The sequence below is a fragment of the Pirellula sp. SH-Sr6A genome, assembly GCF_001610875.1.
Lineage (GTDB): Bacteria > Planctomycetota > Planctomycetia > Pirellulales > Pirellulaceae > JBKCUI01.
The window spans coordinates 3,530,265-3,556,349 of the sequence record NZ_CP011272.1; the positions used below are offsets into that span (position 1 = coordinate 3,530,265).

Genomic DNA, 26,085 nt, shown 5'->3' on the forward strand with positions numbered 1-26,085 from the left:
TGTTCGATCTGTGAACGGTTGGAGAATGGAGGGATCGACTTCGGGGATTGCGTTGGTTAATTTCCTTCGTGGGCGAGGCGTTGAAGTTCGATCAAGGTTTGCATGGCTTCGATGGGCGTGAGTTGTTCGATGGCGAGAGATCGGAGTTTGTCGACGACGGCATTTTCTTTCCATTCGAACAAGGTCATTTGGATCGAACCATTCCCTTTTTTGCGAGGGGGAGAGAGGACCGATTGCCCGTACTTGTTCAGATGGCTCGCTTCGAGTTGGCTCAAGATCTCCTTCGCTCGGTCGTTAACACTCTTGGGGACGCCTGCCAAGCGAGCGACGTGGATCCCGTAGCTTCGATCCGCACCACCGGGGACGATGCGATGGAGGAAGACGACATTGTCATCCCATTCCTTGACCGACACGTTCCAATTGCGAACGCCCGAGAGAGAGCGTTGGAGGTCGATCAATTCGTGGTAGTGGGTAGCGAAGAGCGTGCGCGATCGGTTGATGTCATGGAGTTGTTCTACGATAGCCCAAGCCAGCGAGAGGCCGTCGTAGGTGCTGGTCCCTCGTCCGATTTCGTCGAGGATAACGAGCGAGCGATCGGTGGCGGTATTGAGGATCCGGGCCGTTTCGACCATCTCGACCATAAAGGTACTTTGGCCGCGTGCCAGTTCGTCGCTGGCCCCGACGCGTGCAAAGAGTCGATCGGCGATACCAATCGTCGCCTTGCGCGCCGGCACGTAGCTTCCGATTTGGGCAAGGATTGTAATGAGAGCCGTTTGGCGAATGTAGGTGCTTTTACCTGCCATGTTTGGACCGGTGATCAGCAAAACCGAACCATGCTCTGCACCGACCATGCTATCGTTTGGAACAAAGGTTCCTTTGGGTAGGGTGGCGTCGAGCACCGGGTGACGGCCTTCGTAGATTTCGAGGATAGGCTCGTCGGTGATGATTGGCTTCACATAGCTTTGCTTGACCGCGAGTTCGGCGAGCGACGCGAGGACATCGAGTTCAGCCAGGATAGCGGCGTTGATTTGCAGGGTGGGTGTTTGCGCGTGGACCAGTTGTCGAAGTTCGAGAAAGAGTTCGAACTCCAGATTCTTGGAGGACTCGTCGGCCGTGAGAACTTTTTCTTCGTATTCCTTCAGCTCGGGAGTGATGTAACGTTCGGCATTCTTCAGCGTTTGCTTGCGGATGTAGTTGGGGGGGACGCGATCCCGATGTGTGTTGGTGATTTCCAGGTAGTATCCGAAGACGGAGGTGAAACCAACCTTTAAGCTCGTGATCCCGGTCGATTGGATTTGTTCTGCTTGGTAGCGAGCGATCCAATCTTTGCCACCCGTCGCGAGCTGTCTGAATTCATCGAGTCTCGCATCGTAGCCGGGGCGGATATAGCCACCGTCTTTGGGTTGGAGCGGGCAATCGTCTTCGAGGGCGGCATCCAGGTGGTCGCGCAGGGAGGGGAGCAAATCGAGGCGTTGTTGAAGTTGGCTGAGACGCGAGGCGTATCGATCCTCCAGCAGGGCCTTGATTTTGGGGAGCTGCGATAGAGAGCGACCCATTTGTTTCAGATCGCGTGGGCTGCAGCGGCCGGTCGCGACTCGAGCGGTCAATCGTTCGATGTCGTAGATATCTGAGAGCAGGGTGCGAAGAGTGTTTCGCAGGCGATCGTCGTTGGCGAATTCTTCGACCGCTTGGAGGCGGAGTTCGATTTGTTCTTTGGAGATGAGCGGGGATGCGAGCCATTGGGCCAATCGCCGGGCTCCCATTGAGGTCACGGTGCGGTCCAGCACTTCCAGGAGAGAGCCGTCGCGCGAGGCGGTTCGAATCGTTTGGGTCAACTCGAGAGAACGGCGTGTGGCGGAATCGATTTCGAGGGATCTGCTCAAACGGGCGGGGGTCAGTTGCAGGATGTGGTCCAGCGACGACTTTTGCGTTTCCTGCAGGTAGGCCATGGCGGCGCCTGCGGCGCTGATCGCGAGCAAATCTTGGAAGCGTGTGTCGTTGGCATCGGCACCTTCGCGCAGCTCCCAGCCCATGCCGGCCAGGTCGAGTACGCCGAAATGCTGGTGCAGGATCCGTTGGGACTCTTCGAAGCCGAATTGCCAAGCGGGGCGGCGAGTGAGCGACCACTTTTCGTAGTCGTCTCGGGTGAGCGTCGAGTCGTCATCGCGGAGCAGGATCTCAGCCGGTTCGAGGCGGGCGATTTGATCGGCCAAGCTTTGGGTGGGGAAGGCCCCGGCTTCGAAGCGGCCTGTCGAAAGCTCCACCCAGGCCAAGCCGATCCAAGCGGACGAGGCGCCCGGTTTACCGGGGGCGGGCTGGTAGACCGAGAGGAGCAAATTTCCGCTGCGAGGGTCCAGGAGGGCGTCGTCGGTCAGGGTGCCTGCTGAGACGATCCGCTGGACTTCGCGGCGAACGATCCCTTTGGCTTGGGCCGGGTCCTCCATTTGCTCGCAAACAGCCACTCGGTAGCCGGCCCGGACCAGTTTGGCCAGGTATCCCTCTAGCTGGTGGTGCGGGAAACCTGCCATGGGGACAGGATTCTCACCCTTGTCTCGACTGGTCAGGGTGAGTCCCAGCACGCGGGCGGCGGTCTTTGCGTCTTCATGAAAAAGCTCGTAAAAGTCCCCCATCCGGAAAAAGAGGATCGCATCGCCGCTAACGGCTTTGGCTTCTTCGTACTGTTTCATCATCGGTGAAAGGTTCATGCCGTGATGGTACTCGGCTGGCCGGGGGGGACCAAGTAGGGAAGGTTCGGGCCTCGGATCGAAACAAATAAGCGGATCCGGTGTTTTCTGTATGCGTAGGATTTACGCCCAGCTAAAATGGCAAGATTCCGTTGCCAAGCTGTCCCATTCCCCGTCCACCAACATCCCAGGACTTGTGTCGATCATGCGAAAACTGATTGGATATTTCATGCTGGTGGCTAGCGGGCTATCGATTCTGGCCTCGGAAAGTTCGGCTCAGCCCCCGTGGGGCGGCGGCGGGCCTCCGTTTGGTGGCGGCGGACCTCCCGGTATGGGAGAGGGGGGCTTTTCTGGCCGTTGGGGCTCACGAGATGGGCGGGATTCGGGGCGTGATTTCGGTCGCGATGGTGGCCGGGAAGGCTTCGGAGGCGGAGGTTTTGATCCTTCGATGTTCTTGGGGCGGATGGACCGAAACGGGAACGGCATGATCGATTCCGATGAGATGGAGGGGCCTGCTCGGTTCATGTTGGAACGCATGGCGAGGAGCAATCCTAAAATTGACTTGTCCAAACCGATTCCCCTGTCGGTCATCACCGAGGGGTTTCAGCAAATGCGAGGTGGCAGCTCCAGCAGTTCGTCCTCGAGCGATGAAGTGGCGAGTGGACCAGCGGTCTTGGTGCCGGGCTTTGGCGTCAAGATCGAGCGACCTCCGGTTCCCGGTTTTGGAATGAACGCCAATGCCTTGAGCATCCGGGTGGAAGAACAGGATTTGCGCGATGCCGACGAACGGATCCAACGCTACGATCGAAATCGGGATTCCGTCTTGGACGAAGCGGAGTTGCGAGACGGCCGGTGGTCCGATTCTCCGATGCAGTACGACAAAAATGGAGACGGAAAGCTGACCCGCGATGAATTGGCCGTTCGTTATGCCAAGCGTCGCATGGAGTCGTCAGGTTCCCCCAGCAGCAGCGGAGATAGCCGCGATTCACGCGACAGCCGGAGCGACCGCGATCGTCAAGGTTACGGAGACCGCGGTCAAGAAGAGAAGAAAGAGATTGCCAATCCGTTCGAGAAGATCGCCAGCTATAGACTGACTGATCGCGATGGCAAGCCAAAGCGACCTGCGGGGTTGCCAGAATGGTTTGCACGGTATGACGTTAACAGTGATAACCAAGTTGCGATGGACGAGTTCGTGAAGCGTCCGTCTGCAGAGGCGATTGAGGATTACGCACGGTTCGATACGAACTTGGACGGTTTCATCACGGCGCGCGAATGTTTGGCCGCTCATAAGAATGGTTTCATTCCTGGATCCAGCAGTGGCAGCGGGAGCAGTTCTTCCTCGAGTAGCGGTAGCAGCGGTGCAACCGCTAGTTCGGAAGGCCCAGGCAGCTCTGGAGCACCAGGCAGCTCGGGTGGATCCTCGACTCCGGGTGGAGCGGCGGGTAGTGCTAGCGGTGGTGCAGGTGCATCGCAGAGCAATAGTGCCGTTTCGCAACGGACCCGAGAGTGGATGGCAGGGCGTGTGACGAAGTACGATAAGAACCAAGATGGGAAATTGGACATCGACGAGTACAAGGTCTACAACTCGTCAGGAGACTTCACCAAGGCAGACACGAACCAAGATGGATTTGCGGATGTCGATGAATTGGCTATCGAGCGCAGCCGACGGTAGCATGGGGTAGTTCGAAACGAGTGACATAGCACGATGCTACGCAAGGACCGCGCGAAAACGGTATTGGAACGTCTTGGTGAGTTGTACCCCGAGACCTCGATTCCGCTGGACCATTCCAATCCGTATACGCTCCTGGTCGCGGTATTGCTCAGCGCCCAGTGCACCGACAAGATGGTCAATCGGGTAACACCGAGCTTGTGGAAGCTCGCTGATAACCCTTGGGACATGAGTCGAAGATCGGTCGAGGAGATCCGAGCGATCATCCAGCCGTGCGGATTGAGCCCGCAGAAATCGAAAGCGATTCGGGAGCTCTCGCAGATCCTGGTCGAAAAATACGAAGGGGCGGTTCCCGAGTCCTTCGAGTTGCTGGAAGAGTTGCCCGGTGTGGGGCACAAAACCGCGTCCGTGGTGATGAGCCAAGGTTTCGGGCACCCCGCCTTCCCGGTCGATACGCATATTCATCGATTGGCCCAGCGGTGGGGCCTTACCGATGGCAGATCGGTGGAGCAGACCGAGCGAGATTTGAAAAAACTCTTTCCGCAGGAGTCGTGGAATCAACTTCATTTGCAGATCATTTTCTATGGACGCGAGCATTGCACGGCCCGCGGGTGCAATGGAACGGTTTGCGGGATTTGCAAAGAACTCTACCCAAATCGAAAGAAACCTGTAGCGACCCGAAAGTAGTTCACCAAGCGATCGATCATGCCCACTACACGCCCGCCATGGACCCGGTCCATTCGTCCCTTTTTCGATCTCCTCTTTCCGCGTTATTGCACACTTTGCGATCGGCTGATCCTCGATTCCTGGAACGAGTCCCTTTGTGAGGGATGTTGGCAGGAGCTCTCGCCGGATCCCAATCGTTGCCAGCGATGTTGCGCCCCCGTTTCGAAGAGCAAGGCGATTTCTCCTAAGAGCTGTTCACTCTGCAAACGAGAATGGAAATTCGGGCGCGTCTATTGCTTGTGCACGTATCGCAATCAAGCGGCTAAGATCGCGAGACGGATGAAGACGCCCAAATACGAGCCATTGACCAAAGAGGTCGCAAATCGAATGGGAGATTGGTTTCTTTCGACGGAGCCTACCCCTCGATACGATCTTCTCGTTTCTATCCCTCAGTATTGGATGAAGCGGTGGCGAGACCGATACAACCAGTCCGATGTTCTTGCGAAGGTGCTTTCGAAAAAGATTGCGATCCCCTATGCCGAGGGGGCGTTGGTCCGAACGCGATGGACCGAGAAGCAAGGAACCAAGACGATTGAAGAACGATTGCGCGCGGTATTGGGTTCGATCTCCCACGATCGCAAAACCTCTGTGCAAGATCGAACGATATTGATCGTCGATGATATTTTGACCAGTGGTGCGACCGCCAATGAGGCTGCTAAGGCTTTGATCAATGCAGGTGCGAAGAAAGTCGATGTGATCGTGTTTGCCCGCGGCGCGAGCAGTTCAACCGCTGGGGGCTAGGGGTGGTCCGGGTCTATATTCGGCGCGACTATCTGCTAGTTGGTTTAGGTTGCTGACTGGTTTAGGCGTCGCCGAGGAGTTGCGCCAAGGCATCCTCCAAGCGCCGGGCTCGAAAGGGGAAATGCATTTGCTCCAATCGTTGAGGCACCGCTCGGGTGCTAGCAAGTAACAAGGCATCGGCCATTTCTCCGAGCGCGATGCGGAGCGCCGGGGCAGGTGCGGGAAACCAAGCCGGCCGCGATAGGGCTCGAGCGAGAGTGCGGGTGAATTCTCGATTCGTGGTGCCGTGCGGAGATGCGAAATTGAAGGGGCCAGATGCGTCGGGGCAGGCAGCGAGGAACAGGAATGCCGCAACCGCATCATCGAGGTGGATCCAGCTCCAGGATTGGTGGCCGTTCCCGATCCTTCCCCCGAGTCCCCAGCGGAGCAGCGGAAGCATCTTGGCAAGTGCGCCTTGATGGGGATGGAGCACCATGGCCAATCTTCCGATCGCGACGCGGCCCCCGGACGATTCAAAGGTCCTGGCCGCGGCTTCCCAGTCCTTGGCGACTTGCCCGAGAAAGTCGTCGGCGGGGGGGGATGATTCGAGGCACTCCCTATCCCCGCAATCGCCATAGATTCCCACCCCCGATGCGCAGACCAATGCTTTGGGAGGGGAAGATAGATCCGTCAGGGACTTGACCAAGGCATGGGTTCCGTCGATGCGGCTTGATCGGATCTTTCGTTTCGTTTCTTCGGTCCATCTTCGTTCTGCGATCCCAAAGCCGCCGAGGTGAACCACAGCGTCCAGATCCTGCATGGCATCAAGTCGGTTGAATCCCGATTGCCGGTCCCAAACAACCGATTCTCCTATGTTGCCACTCTCGTTGGAAGCGGATTGAGATTCAGGTCGGATGATCCGAACCACGCGATGTCCTAGGACCGATGCGAGTGCGGCGAGTCGAGATCCGATCATCCCGCTGGAACCGGTTATCGCGATACGGAGGGAACGTCCCGATACCCAAGGGGCCAAGAAATCGTGCAGTTCCAAATCGCGCCGCGTTGTCTCATGTCGATAAACAAACATGCGCCGCAGCATGCTGCGGACCATGGGAAGGGCGATGTTCGAAAGTGGTGCCCAAGGAAGATCAAAGCGAATGCGATCTCGAAGTCGGGATCGTTCCTCGTCGACCGCTTCGATGAGGTGGTCGTGTTGCCAGAAGGCGAATGGGCCGCTGATTTGTGTATCTTGAAAGGAGCGAGGGGCATCCAAGTTCGTGTGCCGCGCGAGCCACTTGAGCCGAAGAGGTCCCAGGCGTTGTTGCAGGACGACTTCTGCACCGACATCGATCGACGCCCCGCGTCGAAGGATGGTGATTCGTTCCCAAGGCGGAATAAGGCGATCGATGGCGCCTGGATTCGCATGGTACCCAAAGAGTTGTTCAGGCGAGGCAGGAAACTCGGAGGACCATTCGAAGGAGTGGGACACGGTGACGTTCTCTAGCCGACGGATTCGGGAAGAATCGACAAATCGGTCATGCCGCGAAGCTTATCGAGAGCACGCTTCTCCAATTGTCGGATCCGTTCTTTGGAAACCCCTAATTTATCCGCCAGCCGCTGAAGCGTTTGGACTTTGCGGTGTCCACCGAGAGAGAATCTGGCCCGGATGATGAACTTCTCACGGCGATCCAAGTGATCGAGCATGAGAGCCAAGCGCGAGCGAAGCTCGTTCCAGCGGTTTTCGCTCATGGAGGAGGATTTTTGTTCGTCGCTGAAGTCGATGCCGTTTTCGTCGATGCTGGCGATGTTCCGCTGACGTTCCTTTTGCTTCTCCATGACGCGGCGGTAGGTATTTCGTCGCACGACTTGGGTGGCGTAGGTACTGAAGCGGAATCCCATGGCGACATCAAACTTGTCGACCGCTCGGATTAGCGCGACGATACCATCGCTCAGCAGATCGTCGAACACGTTTTGGGTGTTGACGAATTTCTTGACGATCGAGATGACCAGTCGCATGTTGGATTTGACGATGCAGTCCCGGTGCCAGTCGGCGGCCCGCATCAATCCGTCGATACGGCGGATGAGCCAATCATCGGGCTTGTTCAAATCGAGCTTCGACTTCAGCTGGTTCGCTCGGAAGCGAAGGTAGTTCATCCGGTTGAAGAGAGCCTTTTCCTCCAGCGGTGTGAGGAGTTTGGTTTCGCACAAGCGGGCCAGATAGGAGGGGAGATCGGGAATCTTGGAAGCCTTGACGCTGCCCGAGGGTTCACCGGTGCTGAAGAGGAGGTCACCCAAGATCTCCCCTTCGGCCGACGAGTCCGAGAAGGAGGGGTTTCCGATGAAGGCGATCTCCGTCGCCGCCAGTCTCTTCGCTTCGGCGCGAAGGGCCGTATCGGCGATAGGCAGGGGCATGGAGAGCTGAACGAAGTGGAGGAAATCGGCTTCCACGGCGTTGCGTCGAAATGTTCTCGCCATTTTGGGTTTGTTCTCGGTGGAAGGCTTCGCCACCCTATCGCTGGACAACTCCAGGCTTGGAATGTCGAGATTGGTGACTTTTCGTTTTCTGGTTTTTGCAACTGCGACCGTCATCGTCATGCTCCCACTACTCTTTCGAAATTGATTTTCGTCCACATCGATACGTCGCTGAACGTTTTTTGTTCGATTCGGATTGGGAATCGTTCACTGAACCGTTCAAATCGTTCATATGGAACCTTTATACGGACGGAATGCGGCGGGAGCAAGAAAGTCTAGGCGGAATTCGGTAAATAAATTGCCTGGTAAATTTGCGTTTTTTGGCTGAAATCTTGAATCCGACTTGCCGATCGGTCTATACTCCTGAAAACGTTCACTTTGAATGATTTCGACACTTAAGAACGATTTGGTTGAGCGGTGGAAGAGAGCTTTACCCCCAAACAGGTAGCCCACGCCTTGCAGGTGAGCGAATCCTCGGTGAAGAGGTGGTGCGATCGGGGTTTGATCCGAACGGACCGGACGATGGGGGGGCACCGTCGGATTCCTTTGGAGAATCTGATGGAGTTTCTCGAGTCGACGAATCGTCGGCTGATCGACCCGGTCGCAATCGGGTTGGCGGGTGCGGCGGCGACGCCGGACGTGGCCGAGCGATCGAGCTTGGATTCCTCGCAATTTGCGGGTATGCGAGAGGAATTTGAGAGATCGATTCTCGCGGGGAACGAGGGGGATGCGAGGCGGATACTCAGTACCTGGTATGCTCGCAACGGCGGGATTGTGTCGGTCGCGGACGATTTGATCGCACCGGTATTTCGGTCGGTTGGGGAGCTATGGGAGTGCGGCGACCTCGAGGTGTATCAAGAGAGGCGCGGGTGTGAGATCTGCATCCGATTGATTCACGAGTTGCGGCGGTTGTTGGCGGAGCCTTCCCCGAACGCACCCTTGGCGATGGGTGGGACAGCGTCGGGGGATCAGTATCAGATTCCGACCCAGTTGATCGATATGACCTTTCGCGAGGCGGGTTGGCGTTCGGTGAATCTGGGGTGTGATTTGCCCTTTGCCAGTCTTTTGTCGGCGGCTCGGAAGCACATGCCGAAAATCTTTTGGTTGAGTGTTTCTTATGTGCCGGACGAGGCAAAGTTCATTGCGGACTGTGAGCAATTTGCCAAGCAGTTGCCCAAGGGGGTCTTGTTCACGGTGGGGGGAGCCGCGCTTTATGAAGGGCTTCGAAAGAGAATGACCTTCAGTTCCTACAGCGACAACATGCAGCAGCTCGCGTACTTGGCGAGGACGATCAAGGCGGGGCTTCCGCCCACGAGCACCCAGATCTGAATTGGCTTAGGAAAAGTTTAGGCGGACCGGTTACACTAGGTGCAGTTTTGTTGGTGGAGGAAGGCTCCGGGGGACAGTTTCTCTGGGGCTCTTTCTTGTATCAGCGACGTTGGTACGCCTCTTTAACGCTTGCAGGGTCACGGCTATTTTGAGTCCGAAACAAAGTCCGCTCGACTTGACCGCAGTCATCAAGACGCCGGAGAACATTCAGTTTGAGTATCGCTTAGCGGGTCCTTTTCGGCGCTTCCCTGCTTTGTTGATCGACTGGGTGGTTCGGATGTTGATGATCGCCGCGGGATACATTGCGATCTTGGTGGCATCGTCGACGTTTCTTTCCGTGACCGGGCAGTCGATTCTTCAGGACTTTGCGATTCTCATCGCGATGGTGGTCGATTTCTTGCTCCTTTGGTTTTACGGGACTTTTTTCGAGAGCTATTGGAACGGTCAGACGCCGGGCAAGTGGGCTTGTCGCATCCGCGTCATTTCGGTGGATGGGCGCCCCGTGAATGCATTCCAAGCAACGATTCGCAATTTGTTGCGTCCGGCCGACTTTGCTCCGATGGTATCGCTGGAGGTTTTTTCGAGCGAGTTCCCACCGGCGTATATCCTCCCGACGTTTCTTTGTTCGTTGGTTTGTATGGTGTTGACCAAGCGTTTTCAGCGATTGGGAGATTTGGCGGCGGGGACGATGGTGGTCGTCAACGAGCGGTCTTGGGTGCCCACGAATATCAAGCTGGAGGATGCGCGGATCCCGAGTTTGGCCGAGTACATTCCCCCCGGCTTCCGTCCCAGTTCGACGTTGGCCAAAGCGCTCGCGCTCTATGCGGAGAGGCGGGCTCGTCTTCCTGCGGGACGTCGCCAAGAGTTGGCTGCTTACCTCGCCAAGCCCTTGATACACCGGTTTGGGTTTCGCGAGGACACCAGTTCGGACTTGTTGCTATGCGCTCTGTACTATCGAGAGTTTGTGAGCAAGGAGGCGTTTCGTCCCCAAGGGGGCCGGCCTGTCTCCGGTGTTCCGGTGGGAGCTTCTCCGCTCGTCAGTTCCTCCGGCATGGCCCCTCCAGTGCCATCGCTGGTGCCTTCGGCGCCGTCGTTGGGGCCGTCCATGTCGACGCCGGCCCTGATGGCATCAAGTTCTGGGACGTCAGGTTCTGGGACCTCCACGCCGGTTACGGCGAAGGTGATCGCTCCTCCCCCCTTGCCTCCGGTTTCCTCATGACGAGGCGAGAGATGGACGCAAACCAAAGTTGGAATTCACGAAAAGGTAGGAAACGATGCGAATTGCCGAGGTGCTAGAACGCCGCCGTCAAGGTTGGTTGGAGTTGGAAGCCATGTGCGACGCATTGCAGAATGCGAGGTTCCCCTATCGCGATCAAGGGAGTCAGTTAGCCCGTTTCTCATCGTTGTATCGAGCGGCCTGCACCGATCTATCGATGTCCGAACAGTATCAGCTTCCTCCGGCGACGGTGGAGTATTTGCATCGACTCGTGGGTCGGGCTCACAGTCAGCTCTATCGTTCGCAGCGTCTTCCGCTGGAGCGTTGGTACGAGTACGTCACGTTGGTGATTCCGCACGCTGTCTTTCGTGACCCCTGTGTGATGGTCGCGGGGCTGGTCTTCTTTGGAACGTTTGGCCTGTCCGCATTGTTGGCGTTTTCCGAATCGACCTTTCCCACCTATCCACAGCGCGTGTTGGGAGTCGAGCAGTTGGAATCATTCGAGCAGATGTACGAGAAGCCGATCGACGGTGGAAACCACCGCTATTACTTGCAGGCCTCCGGATGGTACATCAAGCACAATGCGGGAATCGGATTGCAATGTTTTGCTTTGGGACCATTGCTTCTGCCATCCCTCTGCATGCTGGGGTACAACGGAGTTGTGTTGGGTGCAACCTTTGGTTACATGGCTCGGCCCGATGTGCCGCAGGGAGATAATTTCATGCAGTTCGTCACGGCCCACGGAGCGTTTGAATTGACCGCAATCGCTTTGGCAGCTGCGGCAGGGCTTCGGGTGGGGGTCGGGTTGTTTTCGACTGGCGGGTTATCCAGATTGGAGTCATTCCGTTTGAACGCCGAACGGGCGATTCCGATTATTTTGTGTTCGGTAATGTTGTTTGTATTGGCCGCATTTACGGAGGGATGCTTGTCTCCTTCGAGTGCAGGGTATTGGATCAAGGCTTCGTTTGCTGTTTTTTCGTCGACCCTTTTGCTTTTGTATTTTGTCATGTTAGGTGTTCCGACCGATCAAAGGCTAACTCGCTTGGAGTCATGCGAAGACAATCCTTGGAGGACGCGCAGCGATGCAGCTCGATAAGACATCGATCATCATTTCGGAACGGAACATCACCGATCTCGCCGACTTGAGCCTGTTGGTGCTCCGGCACTACGCGGGGCCAATCTTTCAATTGGGTCTACTGGGAGCGTTCCCGTTTGCGTTGTTGAATTTCCTGCTGACATGGCCTCTTTTGCAATACGATCAGCTGGCGATGTCGGCGACGACGATCACATCCTCTGAGGCGTACCGCGTTCGGTATTACTGCATCATGATTGGGGCAGTTTTTCTACAAGCCCCGCTCGCGATGAGTTTGGTCACTTATTTTATCGGGCAAGCCGTGTTTTTTGAAAGGCAGAGCTGGCGTCAGGTGGTGCGAGGCGTGCTAAGTCGAGCGATTCCAGTGCTGACCATTCTCGGCATCCTTCGGATGGGATTGCTTTCGTATGTTCCCTTGGTGCTCTTGGCGGTCGATCCTCAGTTTCGTCCTGAGATCGAATTGACGGTTTACTTTTTTGGGATGTTTGTAATCAGTTATTGTGTTCGGGCATTTCGTCCCTTTGCTCCAGAGATCTTGGTGTTGGAGAAGAGTCCGCTGCGAAAGAGAAAGGCTCCGTTTGAGCAGCAAAGCTTTCGGCAGCGTTCCAACTGGTTGCATGCGACGCAATACAACGACACGTTTGGTTCCCATGTCCTCTCCACGTTGATTGCAGCGGCCACGGCCCTTTCGTTTTGCTTCGGGTGCATCTTCTTGTCCGGAGTGCTATTTGGGGTTTGGTCGTGGGGCTTTTGGATGGACTTCATCGTCTTTCCTGTTGTCCTTTGGTGTATCGCCATTTGGATGACGGTCCTTCGTTTTCTCTTTTACATGAACTCGAGAATTCGAACCGAAGGTTGGGAAATCGAATTGCGTCTGAAGGCCGAATCGGAGCGATTGAGGGAGGTGATGGCATGACGATGGAGTTGCGATCGCGCCCCGTTCGGTGGCTGTTGAGTTGGGGTATCGTGCTCGGGTGCTGGATGGTGGGCCTGACCCCAGCGAGAGCCCTCGAACAAGAAGCCTTTTCGGAGTCGGAGCGATCCGTCCTTCAAAAGGCGACGGACGAAAGTTGGTATTCGGCCAAGTCGGGGGAGCGGACGGTTCGCAGTCCCAGGACCAGGGATCGGATCGATGTACGCGATCGCCACGACGTGATCGAGGCAGCGAATAAGGCAGGTGGTTCGGCAAGGTCGGGAGGGACCTCCATTTGGGACGATTTCTTTGCATTCATCTTCGAAATCTGGTCCTACTTGCTTCTCATCGGGATCGTGATACTCGGATTGATCGTTTTGTTTTTTGTATGGCAGCGACGCGGGTTTTCCTTGGCCCGTTCCAAACGGTCTCCCGCAAAGGATCTGGCCGAGCGGGACCGCCTGAAGGTTACCGACCTCCCGTTCGAGTTGGAGCAATCGCAAGTGGGGTTGTTGGCTCAGTCCGACGAGTTTCGTCGGCGAGGTGACTATGCCAAAGCGATGATCTACCTATTCAGCCATCTATTGGTGGAATTGGATGCAGGAGGATTGATTCGATTGGAGCGAGGCAAGACCAATCGCTATTATTTGCGCGAGTTGGCTCCGAACGACAAGATTAACAAATATATGCACCATGTGGTTCGCTGGTTCGAGCATGTGTTCTTTGGGAAGAATGCGATGGATGCCGATGCGTTTGAACGCTTGCGAGAGCGCGTCCCGGAATTCGAGGGGTGGATGAAGGCTCCCGAGTCGCAAAGCGAGTGGCAACGAGATCATCGAAAGCAGGTGGCGCGATGATCCAACCCTGGGCTCGATCCGTCATTGTCATGTTCCTTTTGTTGGTAGCCGGGTGCACGGGGCGAACGCCTGTGAGTCGCTACGCTGAGAGCGAGGGTTATGAAGCTCGGCTCAGTCCCGATGGTCTATCCGTCTTTCGGAGGCTTTGTGAGGAAGAGAATCGCAGCACGATGCGCCTGGGAAATCTGTCGGAGAAGGCGGCCGAGCGGTTGGATACAATCGTTTGGTCGCCGAAGACTTTGGACTGGCACGAAGAGCCGACTCTGACTTGGATGCGCGAATGGCTGCGACGCGGTAACAAAACATTGATCTATGTCGGACGGGATTATTCCGCGTACGCTGACTATTGGTCGGAGTGTGCGCGGGACCACTGGTCGCAGCCTGAGAGCTTTGCGGATCGGGAGAAGGGGCGAGCTTGTTACGAAATCGCCGCGACATCCCAAGCCGAATTGGCCGCAATGCGGTATGCGCATCGGGACGTCCAAATACTCCCTTGGTGCCAAGTCGACAATACGAAGCAGCGCGCCGCCACGGTGGAGAGTTTTGTCGGCGGGTGGGCTTTGGAGTTGGCAGGTCTCGAGCATCGGATTGTCGTACGAGGTTTTTTGAGTCCCTTGTCGTCGGTCGATCTCCCAGCGATGGAGATCGCATTGGACGCTGTTGTGAAGCAAAAGGCCGGTGCGACCACGACCAAACCGGTTTTGAATCCGCTCACGCCCATGCGATCCTTCGCGTCTCGCTTGTCCAGCATTACCGATGAGGACGAAGCCAACCTACGTCGAATACGAGCGTATCGGGAGGAGGGGCTCGATAGCGAAGAGCCAGAGGTTTGGCTGGAGTCGGCCGACGGTGTTCCGCTCCTCACGTCGGTCGCGGCGGAGCCGGATAGTTCTTCGCGCGTGGTGTTGGTGTCCACGCCCTCGCTACTCGCCAATTACAACTTGACCTATCCCGGCAATTGGAGGATCGCTGAAAAGCTCGTCGGTCATCTACCACCTGGGAAAATCGGATTTCTTTCGACGGACGGGGATCCGAGGGTGTTGCAAGCGGGAGAGTCGGAACAGCAAAAAGGGTTTGAGATGCTGACGATGTGGCCCATCAATATCATTACTTTGCACGCGGCATTCCTCGGCATGCTGGTGCTCGTGGCATTGTTCCCCATCTTCGGCCGTCCGAAATCGCTGCCTGCGAAGACCACGCAGGACTTTTCGGATCACATCGAAGCGTTGGGGGCGCTCTTGTTCAAATCGGGGGATCGATTCTATGCGTTGTCCACCATCGCCGATTACTTCCGAAGCGTGCGGAAAGACATCCATTCTCCTTGGGCCAAGTGTGAAGAGGTGGAGCCCATGAGTGTCGAGTCACCGTTCCGAAGCGATCAGCCCAATCCGAGCGGATCGAGTCCAGCAACTCATGAATAGCGAACCGATGGAGAACCCGGAGTGTGGTTCGAATGGACCTGCTCCCTTGCAGCCGACCGAATCGTCCGGTGCCGGATCGTTCTTAGCGGCTGGGCTGAATGAGTTTCAGATTTCCATGGTGTACAACGAGTTGAGGAGTCTCGCGGCGACGCGTTTGAATCAATGTTCCCCGAATGATTCGATGCACGCGACCGCCTTGGTGCATGAAGCGTATTTGCGTCTTGTGAATGCTTCCATCGGTCCCCACTCGGCCATCTGGTCTAATCGGGAGCTGTTCTTTGCGGCTGCGGCGGAAGCGATGCGCAGGGTGGTAATCGACTACTACCGGAGCAAGCGGAGTTGGAAGCGCGGAGGCAAAAGCCGCCGGGTGGATGCGGATATCGATGTTATCGAGCCGACGCTTCCCGATATCGATGTCTTGGCTTTGAACGACGCATTGGATTTGCTCGAGGCGGAGCATCCCGAGAAAGCTCAGTTGGTCAAGATGAAAACGTTCGGAGGGATGTCGATGGAGGAATGTGCTGGGGCGCTGGGAGTTTCGTTACCGACGGCAGGGCGTTATTGGCGGTACGCCAAAGCGTTTTTGGCGGCGAAGCTGAAAGAAGTAGATGATTGATAGCGATGGCAAAGCCTCGTCACGAGGCTCGGATTACTTTTCGTTCTCCAGCCGTTCGATCATTTCTGCGAAGTGAGGTTCCTCCGATTTAGGGACTTTCGGATAGCTCAGTCCGAGCGATTCCACGTGACTGACGATGATGTCAGCGATTGCCGCACGGGCATACCACTTGTCGTCGGCAGGAATGACGAACCAAGGTGCTTTCTTGGTCGACGTGGCCGCTAGGGCTTCTTCGTCGGCCTTTTGGTGTTCGCTCCAAAGTTGCCGTTCATCGAGGTCGCGTTCGTTGAATTTCCATCGCTTGTTGGGATCGACTAGCCGTTCCATCAGCCGGCTCTTTTGTTCCTCTTTGGAAACATGTAGAAAGAACTTGATCACGGAAGTCCCGCTTGCGACCAACGTTTCTTCGAAGGATCGGATTTCCTCGTAGCGTTGTTTCCACAGGTCCCCGAGTTTCTTCATCGGCGGAAGTTTTTGAGGTTGGAGGAATTCAGGATGGACGCGAACCACCATGACCTCTTCGTAGTAGGAGCGATTGAAAATCGTCACCATGCCGCGTGCGGGGAGAAATCGCATTGGGCGCCATAGAAAATGGTGTTGCAGTTCCTCGTCGTTGGGAGCTTTGAAACTGTGGACACGGCATCCTTGCGGATTGATGCCGTGCATGACGTGCTCGATGACGCCATCCTTGCCGGCCGCGTCCATGCCTTGCAGGATGATTAGCAGTGCCCGTTCGCCTGACGCGTACAATCGGGATTGGGCTTCGTGGAGGTATTCGTTGTCGACCGACAATGCGGCGAGTCCCTCTGGTTTCCCCTTGAACTCTTTGCCCGCTTTGGTCGGAAGCTCGGATAGATCGACCTTGGAATCTTCCTTCACGCGAAACTTTTTGTGGTCAAACTGATGTTTCTTTGTCATGATGGTCTCGCTGGTTGGCTGGCATTTCTTCACTCCATCTTAATTCGGCAATCGTCCAGCGCGTTCAATCTCGCGACACCCGCCCCCATTTTGCAACGCAATTCGATACTCTTCCTGCTTTCTCGGCGGGTTTCCAGGGAGGCAACGGTGGGGAACGAGGGGAAGTAAGGGGTACGGCAGTGATCTTCCCGATTGGCCCGTCTTTTGCATTTCATGATTCCCCATTCGCCTCGCTTGACCTCTTTGATGCGGTCGACGAATTGGGAGAGGCTGGTCAGCAACGCAAGGATAAAGCATGTTGAAGCGTGAACGAGTGCGATGGATTTTGGTGGCGATGGGATGGGTTTCGTTCGTTGGGGGATGGGGACTTGATAGGGTGGTGGGTCAGGAGAAGATTGATCCTGTTCGGAGTACGTTATCGGCGGAGAGTCTTTTGGTTCCGCAAACGATGTTGAGTTTGGTGCATACGCCGCAGGTCTTGGACGAGATTGGGATTCCTCGAGCGGAGCGAGAGAAGGTCGAGGGTTTTTTGCGAACGGTCGATGGCGAGTGGTGGCGCGGACGGATACGGCCAGATGTGGAGCATCGAAAGAGTACGGCATTGTTAGAGGACCGGTTAGCACGTTTTTTGTCCGAGTCGTTTGGTCCGCATGTGATCAAGAGGTTGCGGCAATTGGAGTGGCAATCGCAGGGAGTGCGCGCGTTGATCCGTCCGGAGGTGGTGGGGTATCTGGGGATAACGGAGACTCAATTGGAGTCGTTAACGGTTTTGTTCGGAGTGACGGAGGAAACTCGCAAGCGCGCGTATCCGAAGCCTGGTCAGGTGGAGGAGGCTGCCGCCGAGAGGTTGGCGCGCGCGTTGGAGGAGGAGCCGAAGAAGGTCGTGGCGTTACTGAGCGAACGGCAGCGAGAGCGGCTTGGATCGTTGATCGGGAAGCCATTTGATACTTCGAAGCTGAAGCGTATTTACCCGCTGGCGCCGGAGTTGATTCCCTCCTCGGAGTGGGTTCATGAGCCCGTGGCGCTCGAGGGGCTTCGCGGCAAGGTGTTGCTCGTTCACTTCTATGCGTTTCAGTGCGGCAATTGCAAAAAGAACTTCCCGATCTACCAGCGTTGGCAGCGAGAGCTTTCGTCTTCTGGCGTGCAGGTGATCGGAATTCAATCCCCCGAAACATCGGCGGAGCGGGATGCGGACAAGGTGAGACGGGATGCCAAGGAGAATGGATTCGAGTTTCCGGTGTTGATCGATACGGAGATGAAGAATTGGGATGCGTGGGGAAATACGATGTGGCCGACGGTCTATGTCGTGGACAAACGAGGGTATATACGGCTTTGGTGGCAGGGGGAGCTGAATTGGGAGGGGGCGACCGGGGACAAGCAGATTGAGGAGTTGGTCACGGAGCTGTTGCGTGAGGAGGATGGGACGCCTGAATCACGTCCGAAAAAGTGACATTCGTGGGAGAACGGTAGCTATCCATCGCCGGGAGATTTTGGGATCATACGCACGGCTACCTACCCGGACCAACCCGGATTTCCCCGCGTTCCCTTGAACATCCTTTCCGTATGACGATTTACTTTTCGCGAGGTTCCAAGCAGTCGGTGCTTGGGATGCCAGACTTTATCGAAGCCATCCAGACGACGCTGGAGGCTCGAGGCGGGGCCAAAAAGGTCTTGGCAATTCCTCCCGATCACACCCGGCTCGATTCTCAGGCAGGACCGATCACCCACGCCGCGTTGCGGGTGCTAGGGGACAAGCTGACCGATGTGATGCCTGCGCTCGGAACCCATTCGGCCATGAATGAGGAGGAGCTCACCAAGATGTTCGGGGACTTCCCGAGACATCTCATTCGCGTGCATCATTACAAGACCGATGTGGATACCCTCGGCTACGTGGACGCCGATTTCGTGGACACGGTCACCGAAGGAAACTACAGCGAAGCTTGGCCAGCTCAAGTCAACAAGATCATTTCGCGCGGGGATCATGATCTGATCTTGTCGATCGGACAAGTCGTGCCGCACGAGGTGATCGGGATGGCCAACTATACGAAGAATATTTTCGTGGGGACCGGCGGGAATGCAGGGATCGACGGCAGTCATTACTTGAGCGCACTCTACGGGATGGAACGCATCATGGGGCGATGCGATACCCCCCTGCGAAGAATCTTGAACCGGGCGGCCGATCTCTACCTCACCCATCGTCCCGTGGTGTATGTCCTGACGGTGGTCGAATCGACGCCGGATCAAGGTCCTGTTGTGCGAGGTTTGTACGTCGGCGATGACCATTCCGTTTTCACCATCGCAGGGGAGCTGGCCGCTCAAGTCAATTGCTTCCGCATCCCCGAGTCCCCGAAAAAGATCGTGGTGTGGATGGATCCGAGTAAATACAAAAAGACATGGGTCGCCAACAAATCGATCTACCGCACTCGAATGGCCATCGCCGATGGTGGGACGCTCGTCGTGATCGCACCCGGTGTTGCTCGATTCGGTGAACACGATGATGTCGATGGCTTGATCCGGAAGTACGGATACCGCACGACGCCAGAAGTAAAAGAAATGGTCGCGAAGAACGACGATCTGCGCGCCAATCTGTCGACCGCCGCCCATTTGATCCACGCATCTCCCGAGAATCGATTCCGCGTGGAGTACTGCACGGATAAACTCACCCAACAAGAGCTGGAAGGGGTCGGTTACTACAAAGGATCGCCCGAGCAAGCCATGAGCGAGTATCGCCTCGCAGAGATTCAAGATGGTTGGAACGAAAGCCAGTCCGGAGAACGCTTTTACTTCATTCGCAATCCAGGGTTAGGCCTTTGGATGCACAGCAACCATCCACACGCGTTTTAACCCAATATGTTTGAAGCCAAAAACACCCAGCGCGCTGTCGTGCGCATCGGATACGACGGACGCGTTTACAAACAGTTTCAAGGTCCCGAGGCGGAGAAGCGATTCGAGAACGAATGCAAGGCACTCCTATACCTTGAGAAGAGGAAGTGCCCATTCGTCCCGCGGTTGATCGCGGCGGACAAGAACCGGTTGGAGATTGTCACCTCCAATTGCGGCGCGCGCGTCGAGCGGATGGGAGAAGAGCGGATCAAAGAGATCTTTGCTGAATTGGAGTCCTACGGGATCCGCCACGACGATCCTTACCTGCGAAATATCACCTATCGAGCATCGGATGGCCGATTTTGCATTATCGATTTCGAGTTTTCCACATTCCTCGAGGAATCGTCGGAATCCGCGAGTGAGGAAGAGAATGCCGCGAGCGATGCGACGCAGCCACGTGACTTGAAATGGTCAGCGATGACCCATCAAGGGACCTTTCGAACCAATAACGAAGATCGCTTCCTCGCGATGCTGATCGACGAACGAGGGGTGCGTTATCTGGGCAAGCAAGGTTCGATGAGCACGGCGAACTGCGATTTGCTTTTCGCCGTTGCAGATGGCATGGGTGGCGAGCGCTCCGGGGAGTTGGCCGGGAAAATCGCCCTCGACAACATCACGCGACTCCTGCCTCGCGCCTACATGATGTCCGAAAGACACTTGGAGGAGAACTCGCAATCGATTTTGAAGGAACTCTACGCGGCGATTCATAGCGAACTGGTCAAATTGGGTTCGTACGATCCCCTTTGCATCAACATGGGTGCGACCCTGACGATGGTTTGGGTTCATAAATCGGTCGTCATGTTCGCACATGTTGGGGACACGCGTCTGTATCGCCTTCGCAAAAATGCCGAGGGAGATATGAAGATGGAGCAAGCCTCTGAGGATCACACGCATGTCGGTTGGCTGCGTCGTTCTGGCAAAATCAATGAACGGGAGGCCCGGACGCACCCGCGTAAAAACGTTCTTGCGAAGGCATTAGGGGCAGGGAACCAATTTGCGGAACCACAAGTAGGTCGATTCACGCTGCAGGCGGGTGAGAAGTTGATTCTTTGCACCGATGGTGTCACCGATGGCCTGTGGGATCGAGCGATCGAAGATCTGGTTTTGCGGCCAGAGTCGTCGGTGATCGATCAGTCTCCGGCGCAGCGGCTTGTTTTGAACGCTGTTGCGGAATCGGGGCGCGACAATGCGACCGCGATTGTATTGGAAAGTTAGTCGATATCGATCTGTTGTCCATTGTCGATCTGTTGTCCTCAACAGATCAGGATCGCCTAACGCGCCGCGCCAGTTAAGAATCTCTCCCCCGGGCGATTGGCCAGGGAGCTTGGTGGGAGAGGTGGTTTGGTTGATAGAGTGGTGGTCTATAGCGCTGAAACGGTCGAGGACGAGCCGTTCGACATTGTCGATCTGTTGTCCTCAACAGATCAGGATCGCCTAACGCATCGCGCCAGTTAAGAATCTTTCCCCTCGGGCGATTGGCTAAGGAGCTTGGGGGGAGAGGTGGTTTGGTTGATAGAGTGGTGGTCTATAGCGCTAGAACGGTCGAGGACGACCGTTCGACATGTCGATCTGTTGTCCTCAACAGATCAGGATCGCCTAACGCGCCGCGCCAGTTAAGAATCTCTCCCTCGGGCGATTGGCTAAGGAGCTTGGGGGGAGAGGTGGTTTGGTTGATAGAGTGGTGGTCTATAGCGCTAGAACGGTCGAGGACGACCGTTCGACATGTCGATCTGTTGTCCTCAACAGATCAGGATCGCCTAACGCGCCGCGCCAGTTAAGAATCTCTCCCCCGGGCGATTGGCTAGGGAGCTTGGGGGAAAGGTGGTTTGGTTGATAGAGCGGTGGTCTATAGCGCTAGAACGGTCGAGGACGAGCCGTTCGACATTGTCGATCTGTTGTCCTCAACAGATCAGGATCGCCTAACGCGCCGCGCCAGTTAAGAATCTCTCCCCCGGGCGATTGGCCAGGGAGCTTGGTGGGAGAGGTGGTTTGGTTGATAGAGTGGTGGTCTATAGCGCTGAAACGGTCGAGGACGAGCCGTTCGACATTGTCGATCTGTTGTCCTCAACAGATCAGCATCGCCTAACGCATCGCGCCAGTTAATGGCTCAAGTCCTTTCAGGACATAAAAGCCGACCGTTCGCCAGGGATGCAATTACCGTTTCGCTAGCCAAAGGACGGGGCTTCGGGGATTGTTCTCGTCGCGGAAGGCCTCCACGGAAAATCGATCTCCTCGGCATCGGAACCAATCGCATACCGCTTGATGCTCTTCGCTTCCGCCGCCGTGCCCGGGATAGGAGATCACGGAGAGGATTCCATCCGCCCTCAGCCGCAAAGCGACTTGATCGAGCGCTCGAACGGTTGTTGCCGATTGCGTGATGATCGACTTGTCACCCAGTGGCAAATATCCCAAGTTGAACATCCCAATATCGATTTCCCGTTTCGGTTCCCCCGTCTCCTCGCTTCCCAGAATTTCCTCGATTCGCGAGTGGCAGCCGATTTGAAGTTTCGTGCGATGGAGGAGTCCGGATTCCTCGAGCCGAGCACGCGTCGCCTCGATCGCAGCGGGTTGACGATCGATCGCAATCACGATTCCTTGTTCGCCAACGAGTTGGGCCAGGAAAAGCGTATCGAATCCATTCCCTGCGGTTGCATCCAGGGCAAGGAGTTTGCGGGAGGCGGTCGGCAGTGAATGAACATGCTGCCTGATCCGTTCTTGAGCTTCGACGGTGAAGTGCATAACCGATCACTGCACCGGAGGAGCGAGTGCGGGATCGATGCCACCGTACTTAGGAACGGCGGGCTCTTTGATATCTTTGAGCAATCGTTGAATGACTTTGTCGGATGTCATTCCTTCCGCTTGCGCTTGGAAATTAGTGGCCAAGCGATGGCGAAGGACGGGCACGGCGATTTTGCGAACATCTTCGATGGCAACGCTGAAGCGACCATCCATTGCAGCGATTGCCTTGCCGGCTTGGATCAAGAATTGTCCTGCCCGGGGGCCTGCGCCGAAGTCAAGCAGTTCTTTGACGACTTCTGGGGCATCGGGTTCGCTAGGTCGGGTGGCCCGGACCAATGCGACGACGTACTTCACGACGAACGGGCTGACAGCGACGCTGCCGACAAGCTTTTGGATGTTGAGAATGGCGCGGGCGGATAGAACTTTCGAAGTCTCCGGCTTGTCGGCGCGGGTGGTGGATAGCAGGATCTTTTCCTCTTCTTCGGCAGAGGGGTAGCCCACTTTGATGTTGAACATGAAGCGATCCAATTGGGCTTCCGGCAGCGGATAGGTGCCTTCCTGCTCGATAGGGTTTTGCGTAGCGATCGTAAAGAACGGATCGGGGAGGGAATAGGTTTGTCGGCCGACGGTCACTTCACGTTCCTGCATCGCTTGGAGCAAGGCGGCTTGGGTCTTGGGTGGCGTGCGGTTGATTTCGTCGGCGAGCAAGATATTCGTGAAAATCGGGCCTTCGACGAAACGAAACTCCCGTTTTCCGTTCGAGTCCTCCTCGAGCACATTCGTCCCGGTGATGTCCGATGGCATCAAGTCGGGGGTGAATTGCACACGTTTGAAGTTCACATCGAGGATTCGAGCGAGGGAGGCGACCATAAGTGTCTTTGCCAAGCCCGGTACGCCTTCGAGCAAACAATGTCCGCGGGTGAAAATAGCGGCGAAGAGTTGCTCGATCACTTCGTCCTGTCCGACAATCGCCTTCGCCAGTTCCGATTTCATCTGATCCCGATGCTCGCGAAACTCGCGGAGTAGATCGCCGATGCTTTTGACAGGTTTACCGGTGGGTGCGTTCGACACAGAATCGTCCAGGGTTGATGGATGAAGACCAAGATTGCGGCTGGGCGATCCAGGTCTAGAACTTATGCAAGGGAACCATTTTCACGGGTTTGTCCCATTACTACAAGATGGCTCGTCATGGCTTGGATTGCCACTACACTTACGCCGTCCGCTTGACCGCATCCACCACGTTTTTGCGATACCGAGCCGGAACCTCCCGTTGTGAAACAGAAAGGTAGAGAGATATGTCCGAGTCAGTCATTCCCAGTGCGGAGTCTTTGGTCGCGATGCGAGACGGCGTCATCGGGCAGATGCAGTTCGCACGAAACTATACCTTGGACCTCTTAGCCAATGTTCCCGATTCTCTCTGGATCGCTATTCCGCCGGGGGGATCGTCGCACTTCGCGTGGCAAGTCGGGCATTTGGCGGTGGCCCAATATGGTTTGATGTTGTTTCGGCAGCGCGGGCGGTCCGAAGGAGACTTGGAGTTGATGCCGGGCTGGCTTCGAAAGAAGTTCGGCAAAGGGACCAAGCCGTCGAGCGACCCTGCGGAGAATCCATCCAGGGAAGAGTTGCTCGCCTGTTTGGAACGGATCCATCTCGAAGCGATGGCCGTGTTGCCAACGTTATCGGCCGAGCATCTTGCCGAGCCGACAGAGATGCCATACGCAGCCTTCCCAATCAAACTCGGTGCCTTGCTCTTTTGCCCGCTTCACGAATCGATCCATGCCGGACAAATCGGAATGCTGAGGCGATTGCATGGGCTTGATCCTATCCGTTAATGCTAGCATTCAAATGCGCTGTACGCGATCGATAGAAATCGATACCATACGTGTCGAATGGAGTTGGTGATCTTGTTTCCGAACTGATCCAGTTGGCCACGGATGGTCTTATGTCTCGCAGCGCGCATGCCGAAGCACAAAATCAATCGTACCGACTAACCGATTGGTTGGCGTACGTAGCGCTGCGATTGGTCATCTGCTTCATTCAGATGACATCTCTCGAACGTTGCGATCGCGTTTGTCGATTGTTGGCGTATCTGATGACCGACTGGATTCCGATCCGTCGCAATTTGTTGGCCGAAAACTTTCAATTGATCTATCCGGACTGGTCCCTTAGAGAGTCTCGGAAGGTGACGAGAGAGATGTGGCATCATCTTCTATTGATGTGCTGTGAAATCGCGCACGCGCCTCGCAAGATCCATCGTGAGAATTGGCATGAGCACTATCGAATCTCCGATCGACGCGGCATCTTGCAAGTGTTGATGGATGAACGTCCTGCTGTTCTCGTCTCGGGACATTTCGGGAACTTCGAATTGGCAGGATTCATTACGGGATTGTTTGGGTTTCCCTCCACGACGATCGCCCGGCCGTTGGATAACGGATTTATTCATGACTTCGTAATGGGGTTTCGTTCCCTCGGCGGCCAGCATTTTCTCCCGAAGGAGGGGAGTGCGGAGGAGATACAGGATCTGCTTCGGGATGGTGGCAAGCTGGCGTTGCTCGCCGACCAACATGCTGGTGAAAAGGGGTGTTGGGTCGAGTTTATGGGGCGTTTGGCATCTTGTCACAAGGGGTTAGCACTGTTTACCTTGAGCAGTGGAGCCCCGATGATGGTGTGTAGCAATGTCCGACGCGGTCGGCCTCTCGTGTTCGATCTTACCTTGCTCGGTGTCGCCGATCCTCAGCAGGATGGGGAGCATTTGAATGGGATCCCTGCCTTAACGATGTGGTACAACCAGCGGCTGGAGCAGGCGATTCGCCAAGATCCCGAGCAATATTGGTGGGTTCATCGGCGCTGGCGCACGCCCCCCGCCTCCCGCGTTCGCAAAGCGGCCTAGGGGAGTCGAATCCATATGACGCTCCCTTTCATGATCGGCGTGTTGGGCTCACCTGTGAGCTGGTACATGCGCGACTTGGTTCGCGCTGCGGGCGAGACGAGTGGTGTCCAAATCATTCCCCTCGCATTCGATCGATTGCAGGCTGCTTCACTCGAACGTTCGTCCGTAAGCTCCGCACTCGCGATGGAATCGCACGAGCCATCCAAGCCGACCGAATCGATGCCTCTGGACGCGTTGGATGCCGTTCTCGTTCGCACCATGCCTCTCGGGTCGTTGGAGCAAGTCATCTTTCGTATGAACGCCTTGCACGTCGCCGAACAACTCGGTGTCCCGATCCTCAATGGTCCCCGATGTTTGGAGATTTGCATCGACAAGTGGCTCACGATTCAGCGAGCGCGCCACGTTGGTCTGTTGACCCCCAAGACGATTTGCTGCCAAGGCCGTGAGGAAGCCATCGAGGCTTGGCATCAACTGGGTGAGGATTGTGTGGTCAAGCCGATCTTCGGTGGGGAGGGACGCGGTATTGTACGGGTGACCGACTACGACATGGCGTGGCGGGTGTTCAGCACGTTATCGCAGATTCAAGCGGTGATGTATGTGCAAGAATTCCTGCCTAACGAGGGCTACGATCTGCGACTACTGGTGCTGGATGACGAGCTCTTTTGTGTGCGTCGCCATGGGAATGGAAACTGGCGGGCGAATGTCTCGCAAGGGGGCGAAGCGAAGCGTTTCGAGCCGACCTTTGAGCAAGCCGAAATCGCTTATCGGGCGGCGCGCGCTGTGGGAGGTTGGATGGTTGGTGTCGATCTGATCGAAACGCTGGATGGGCGAACGATGCTTATTGAAGTCAACGCGGTGCCAGGCTGGCGCGCGACAGGTGCCGCGGTGGAGCAAGACATCGCCATGCGACTGATTCAAAAACTGCGTGATCGATAAGGA

General features: G+C 56.1%; 22 protein-coding genes. 16 read left to right on the forward strand and 6 right to left on the reverse strand.

The annotated features are described in order from the left end of the window. Positions 1–56: 56 nt before the first annotated feature. On the reverse strand, positions 57–2,705 hold the full coding sequence (gene mutS / locus VN12_RS13665) for a DNA mismatch repair protein MutS (RefSeq protein ID WP_146677360.1): 2,649 nt from the start codon (positions 2,703–2,705) through the stop codon (positions 57–59). A gap of 91 nt (positions 2,706–2,796) precedes the next feature. On the opposite strand from mutS, the gene VN12_RS13670 reads away from it, so the two are divergent. The 3 genes from VN12_RS13670 to VN12_RS13680 are packed head-to-tail and all read left to right on the forward strand — an operon-like array spanning position 2,797 to position 5,820. Then, positions 2,797–4,356 carry a hypothetical protein gene (locus VN12_RS13670; RefSeq protein ID WP_146677361.1) on the forward strand — a complete coding sequence of 520 codons (1,560 nt, stop codon included), beginning with the start codon at positions 2,797–2,799 and terminating at the stop codon, positions 4,354–4,356. Between the two features lie 33 nt (positions 4,357–4,389). Continuing rightward, positions 4,390–5,040, forward strand: a complete 651-nt coding sequence (nth, locus tag VN12_RS13675; protein ID WP_146677362.1) for an endonuclease III — start codon at positions 4,390–4,392, stop codon at positions 5,038–5,040. An 18-nt stretch (positions 5,041–5,058) separates the two neighbouring features. Further along, positions 5,059–5,820, forward strand: coding sequence for a ComF family protein (locus VN12_RS13680; RefSeq protein WP_146677363.1), 762 nt, complete (start codon positions 5,059–5,061; stop codon positions 5,818–5,820). A gap of 61 nt (positions 5,821–5,881) precedes the next feature. Here the strand turns inward: VN12_RS13680 and VN12_RS13685 are convergent, their stop codons facing one another. Next, positions 5,882–7,288, reverse strand: coding sequence for a TIGR01777 family oxidoreductase (locus VN12_RS13685; protein WP_146677364.1), 1,407 nt, complete (start codon positions 7,286–7,288; stop codon positions 5,882–5,884). Between the two features lie 11 nt (positions 7,289–7,299). Then, positions 7,300–8,388, reverse strand: coding sequence for a sigma-70 family RNA polymerase sigma factor (locus VN12_RS13690; protein WP_240491143.1), 1,089 nt, complete (start codon positions 8,386–8,388; stop codon positions 7,300–7,302). A gap of 300 nt (positions 8,389–8,688) precedes the next feature. Here VN12_RS13690 and VN12_RS13695 point away from each other — a divergent pair, with 300 nt between their 5' ends. The 7 genes from VN12_RS13695 (at position 8,689) to VN12_RS13725 (ending at position 15,716) form a co-directional block, all read left to right on the forward strand. Beyond that, positions 8,689–9,600 carry a helix-turn-helix domain-containing protein gene (locus tag VN12_RS13695; protein ID WP_146677365.1) on the forward strand — a complete coding sequence of 304 codons (912 nt, stop codon included), beginning with the start codon at positions 8,689–8,691 and terminating at the stop codon, positions 9,598–9,600. Positions 9,601–9,748: 148 nt separating this feature from the next. Beyond that, the gene (locus tag VN12_RS13700) at positions 9,749–10,819 is read left to right on the forward strand and encodes an RDD family protein (protein ID WP_205855040.1); all 1,071 of its coding nucleotides are present in this window, start codon (positions 9,749–9,751) and stop codon (positions 10,817–10,819) included. A gap of 55 nt (positions 10,820–10,874) precedes the next feature. Next, positions 10,875–11,912, forward strand: coding sequence for a stage II sporulation protein M (locus VN12_RS13705; protein WP_146677367.1), 1,038 nt, complete (start codon positions 10,875–10,877; stop codon positions 11,910–11,912). After that, a complete protein-coding gene (locus VN12_RS13710; RefSeq protein ID WP_146677368.1) occupies positions 11,899–12,825 on the forward strand; it encodes a hypothetical protein in 927 nt (308 codons plus the stop codon). Before VN12_RS13705 ends, VN12_RS13710 begins: the two co-directional genes overlap by 14 nt. Then, positions 12,822–13,679 (forward strand): DUF4129 domain-containing protein, encoded by an 858-nt coding sequence (locus VN12_RS13715; protein ID WP_146677369.1) that lies wholly within the window; start codon positions 12,822–12,824, stop codon positions 13,677–13,679. The genes VN12_RS13710 and VN12_RS13715 overlap by 4 nt, the downstream gene beginning before the upstream one ends. Continuing rightward, positions 13,676–15,100 (forward strand): hypothetical protein, encoded by a 1,425-nt coding sequence (locus VN12_RS13720; RefSeq protein WP_146677370.1) that lies wholly within the window; start codon positions 13,676–13,678, stop codon positions 15,098–15,100. The genes VN12_RS13715 and VN12_RS13720 overlap by 4 nt, the downstream gene beginning before the upstream one ends. Next, entirely contained in the window at positions 15,093–15,716 is a 624-nt protein-coding gene (locus tag VN12_RS13725) for an ECF-type sigma factor (RefSeq protein ID WP_205855041.1), read from the forward strand. Before VN12_RS13720 ends, VN12_RS13725 begins: the two co-directional genes overlap by 8 nt. A gap of 33 nt (positions 15,717–15,749) precedes the next feature. Here VN12_RS13725 and VN12_RS13730 read toward each other — a convergent pair whose 3' ends face one another. Beyond that, positions 15,750–16,634, reverse strand: coding sequence for a PPK2 family polyphosphate kinase (locus tag VN12_RS13730; RefSeq protein ID WP_146677371.1), 885 nt, complete (start codon positions 16,632–16,634; stop codon positions 15,750–15,752). Positions 16,635–16,929: 295 nt separating this feature from the next. Here VN12_RS13730 and VN12_RS13735 point away from each other — a divergent pair, with 295 nt between their 5' ends. From VN12_RS13735 to VN12_RS26205, 3 genes are all read left to right on the forward strand, one after another. Beyond that, complete coding sequence (locus VN12_RS13735; protein ID WP_146677372.1) at positions 16,930–18,084, forward strand: redoxin domain-containing protein; 1,155 nt, start codon at positions 16,930–16,932, stop codon at positions 18,082–18,084. 113 nt (positions 18,085–18,197) lie between these two features. Then, positions 18,198–19,478: a lactate racemase domain-containing protein gene (locus VN12_RS13740; RefSeq protein WP_146677373.1), complete on the forward strand. Its 1,281-nt coding sequence runs from the start codon at positions 18,198–18,200 to the stop codon at positions 19,476–19,478. A 6-nt stretch (positions 19,479–19,484) separates the two neighbouring features. Further along, complete coding sequence (locus tag VN12_RS26205; protein ID WP_205855042.1) at positions 19,485–20,732, forward strand: protein phosphatase 2C domain-containing protein; 1,248 nt, start codon at positions 19,485–19,487, stop codon at positions 20,730–20,732. A 939-nt stretch (positions 20,733–21,671) separates the two neighbouring features. On the opposite strand, the gene VN12_RS13755 is transcribed toward VN12_RS26205, so the two are convergent. Further along, a complete protein-coding gene (locus VN12_RS13755) occupies positions 21,672–22,256 on the reverse strand; it encodes a class I SAM-dependent methyltransferase (RefSeq protein WP_146677374.1) in 585 nt (194 codons plus the stop codon). Positions 22,257–22,262: 6 nt separating this feature from the next. Beyond that, positions 22,263–23,249 (reverse strand): AAA family ATPase, encoded by a 987-nt coding sequence (locus tag VN12_RS13760; protein ID WP_146679923.1) that lies wholly within the window; start codon positions 23,247–23,249, stop codon positions 22,263–22,265. A gap of 302 nt (positions 23,250–23,551) precedes the next feature. On the opposite strand from VN12_RS13760, the gene VN12_RS13765 reads away from it, so the two are divergent. From VN12_RS13765 to VN12_RS13775, 3 genes are read left to right on the forward strand one after another with little or no spacing between them, the layout of a single operon-like run. Beyond that, positions 23,552–24,088 carry a DinB family protein gene (locus VN12_RS13765; RefSeq protein WP_240491144.1) on the forward strand — a complete coding sequence of 179 codons (537 nt, stop codon included), beginning with the start codon at positions 23,552–23,554 and terminating at the stop codon, positions 24,086–24,088. Between the two features lie 50 nt (positions 24,089–24,138). Next, a complete protein-coding gene (locus VN12_RS13770) occupies positions 24,139–25,146 on the forward strand; it encodes a lysophospholipid acyltransferase family protein (RefSeq protein ID WP_240491145.1) in 1,008 nt (335 codons plus the stop codon). Positions 25,147–25,161: 15 nt separating this feature from the next. Next, positions 25,162–26,082 (forward strand): RimK family alpha-L-glutamate ligase, encoded by a 921-nt coding sequence (locus VN12_RS13775; RefSeq protein WP_146677375.1) that lies wholly within the window; start codon positions 25,162–25,164, stop codon positions 26,080–26,082. Positions 26,083–26,085 lie beyond the last annotated feature (3 nt).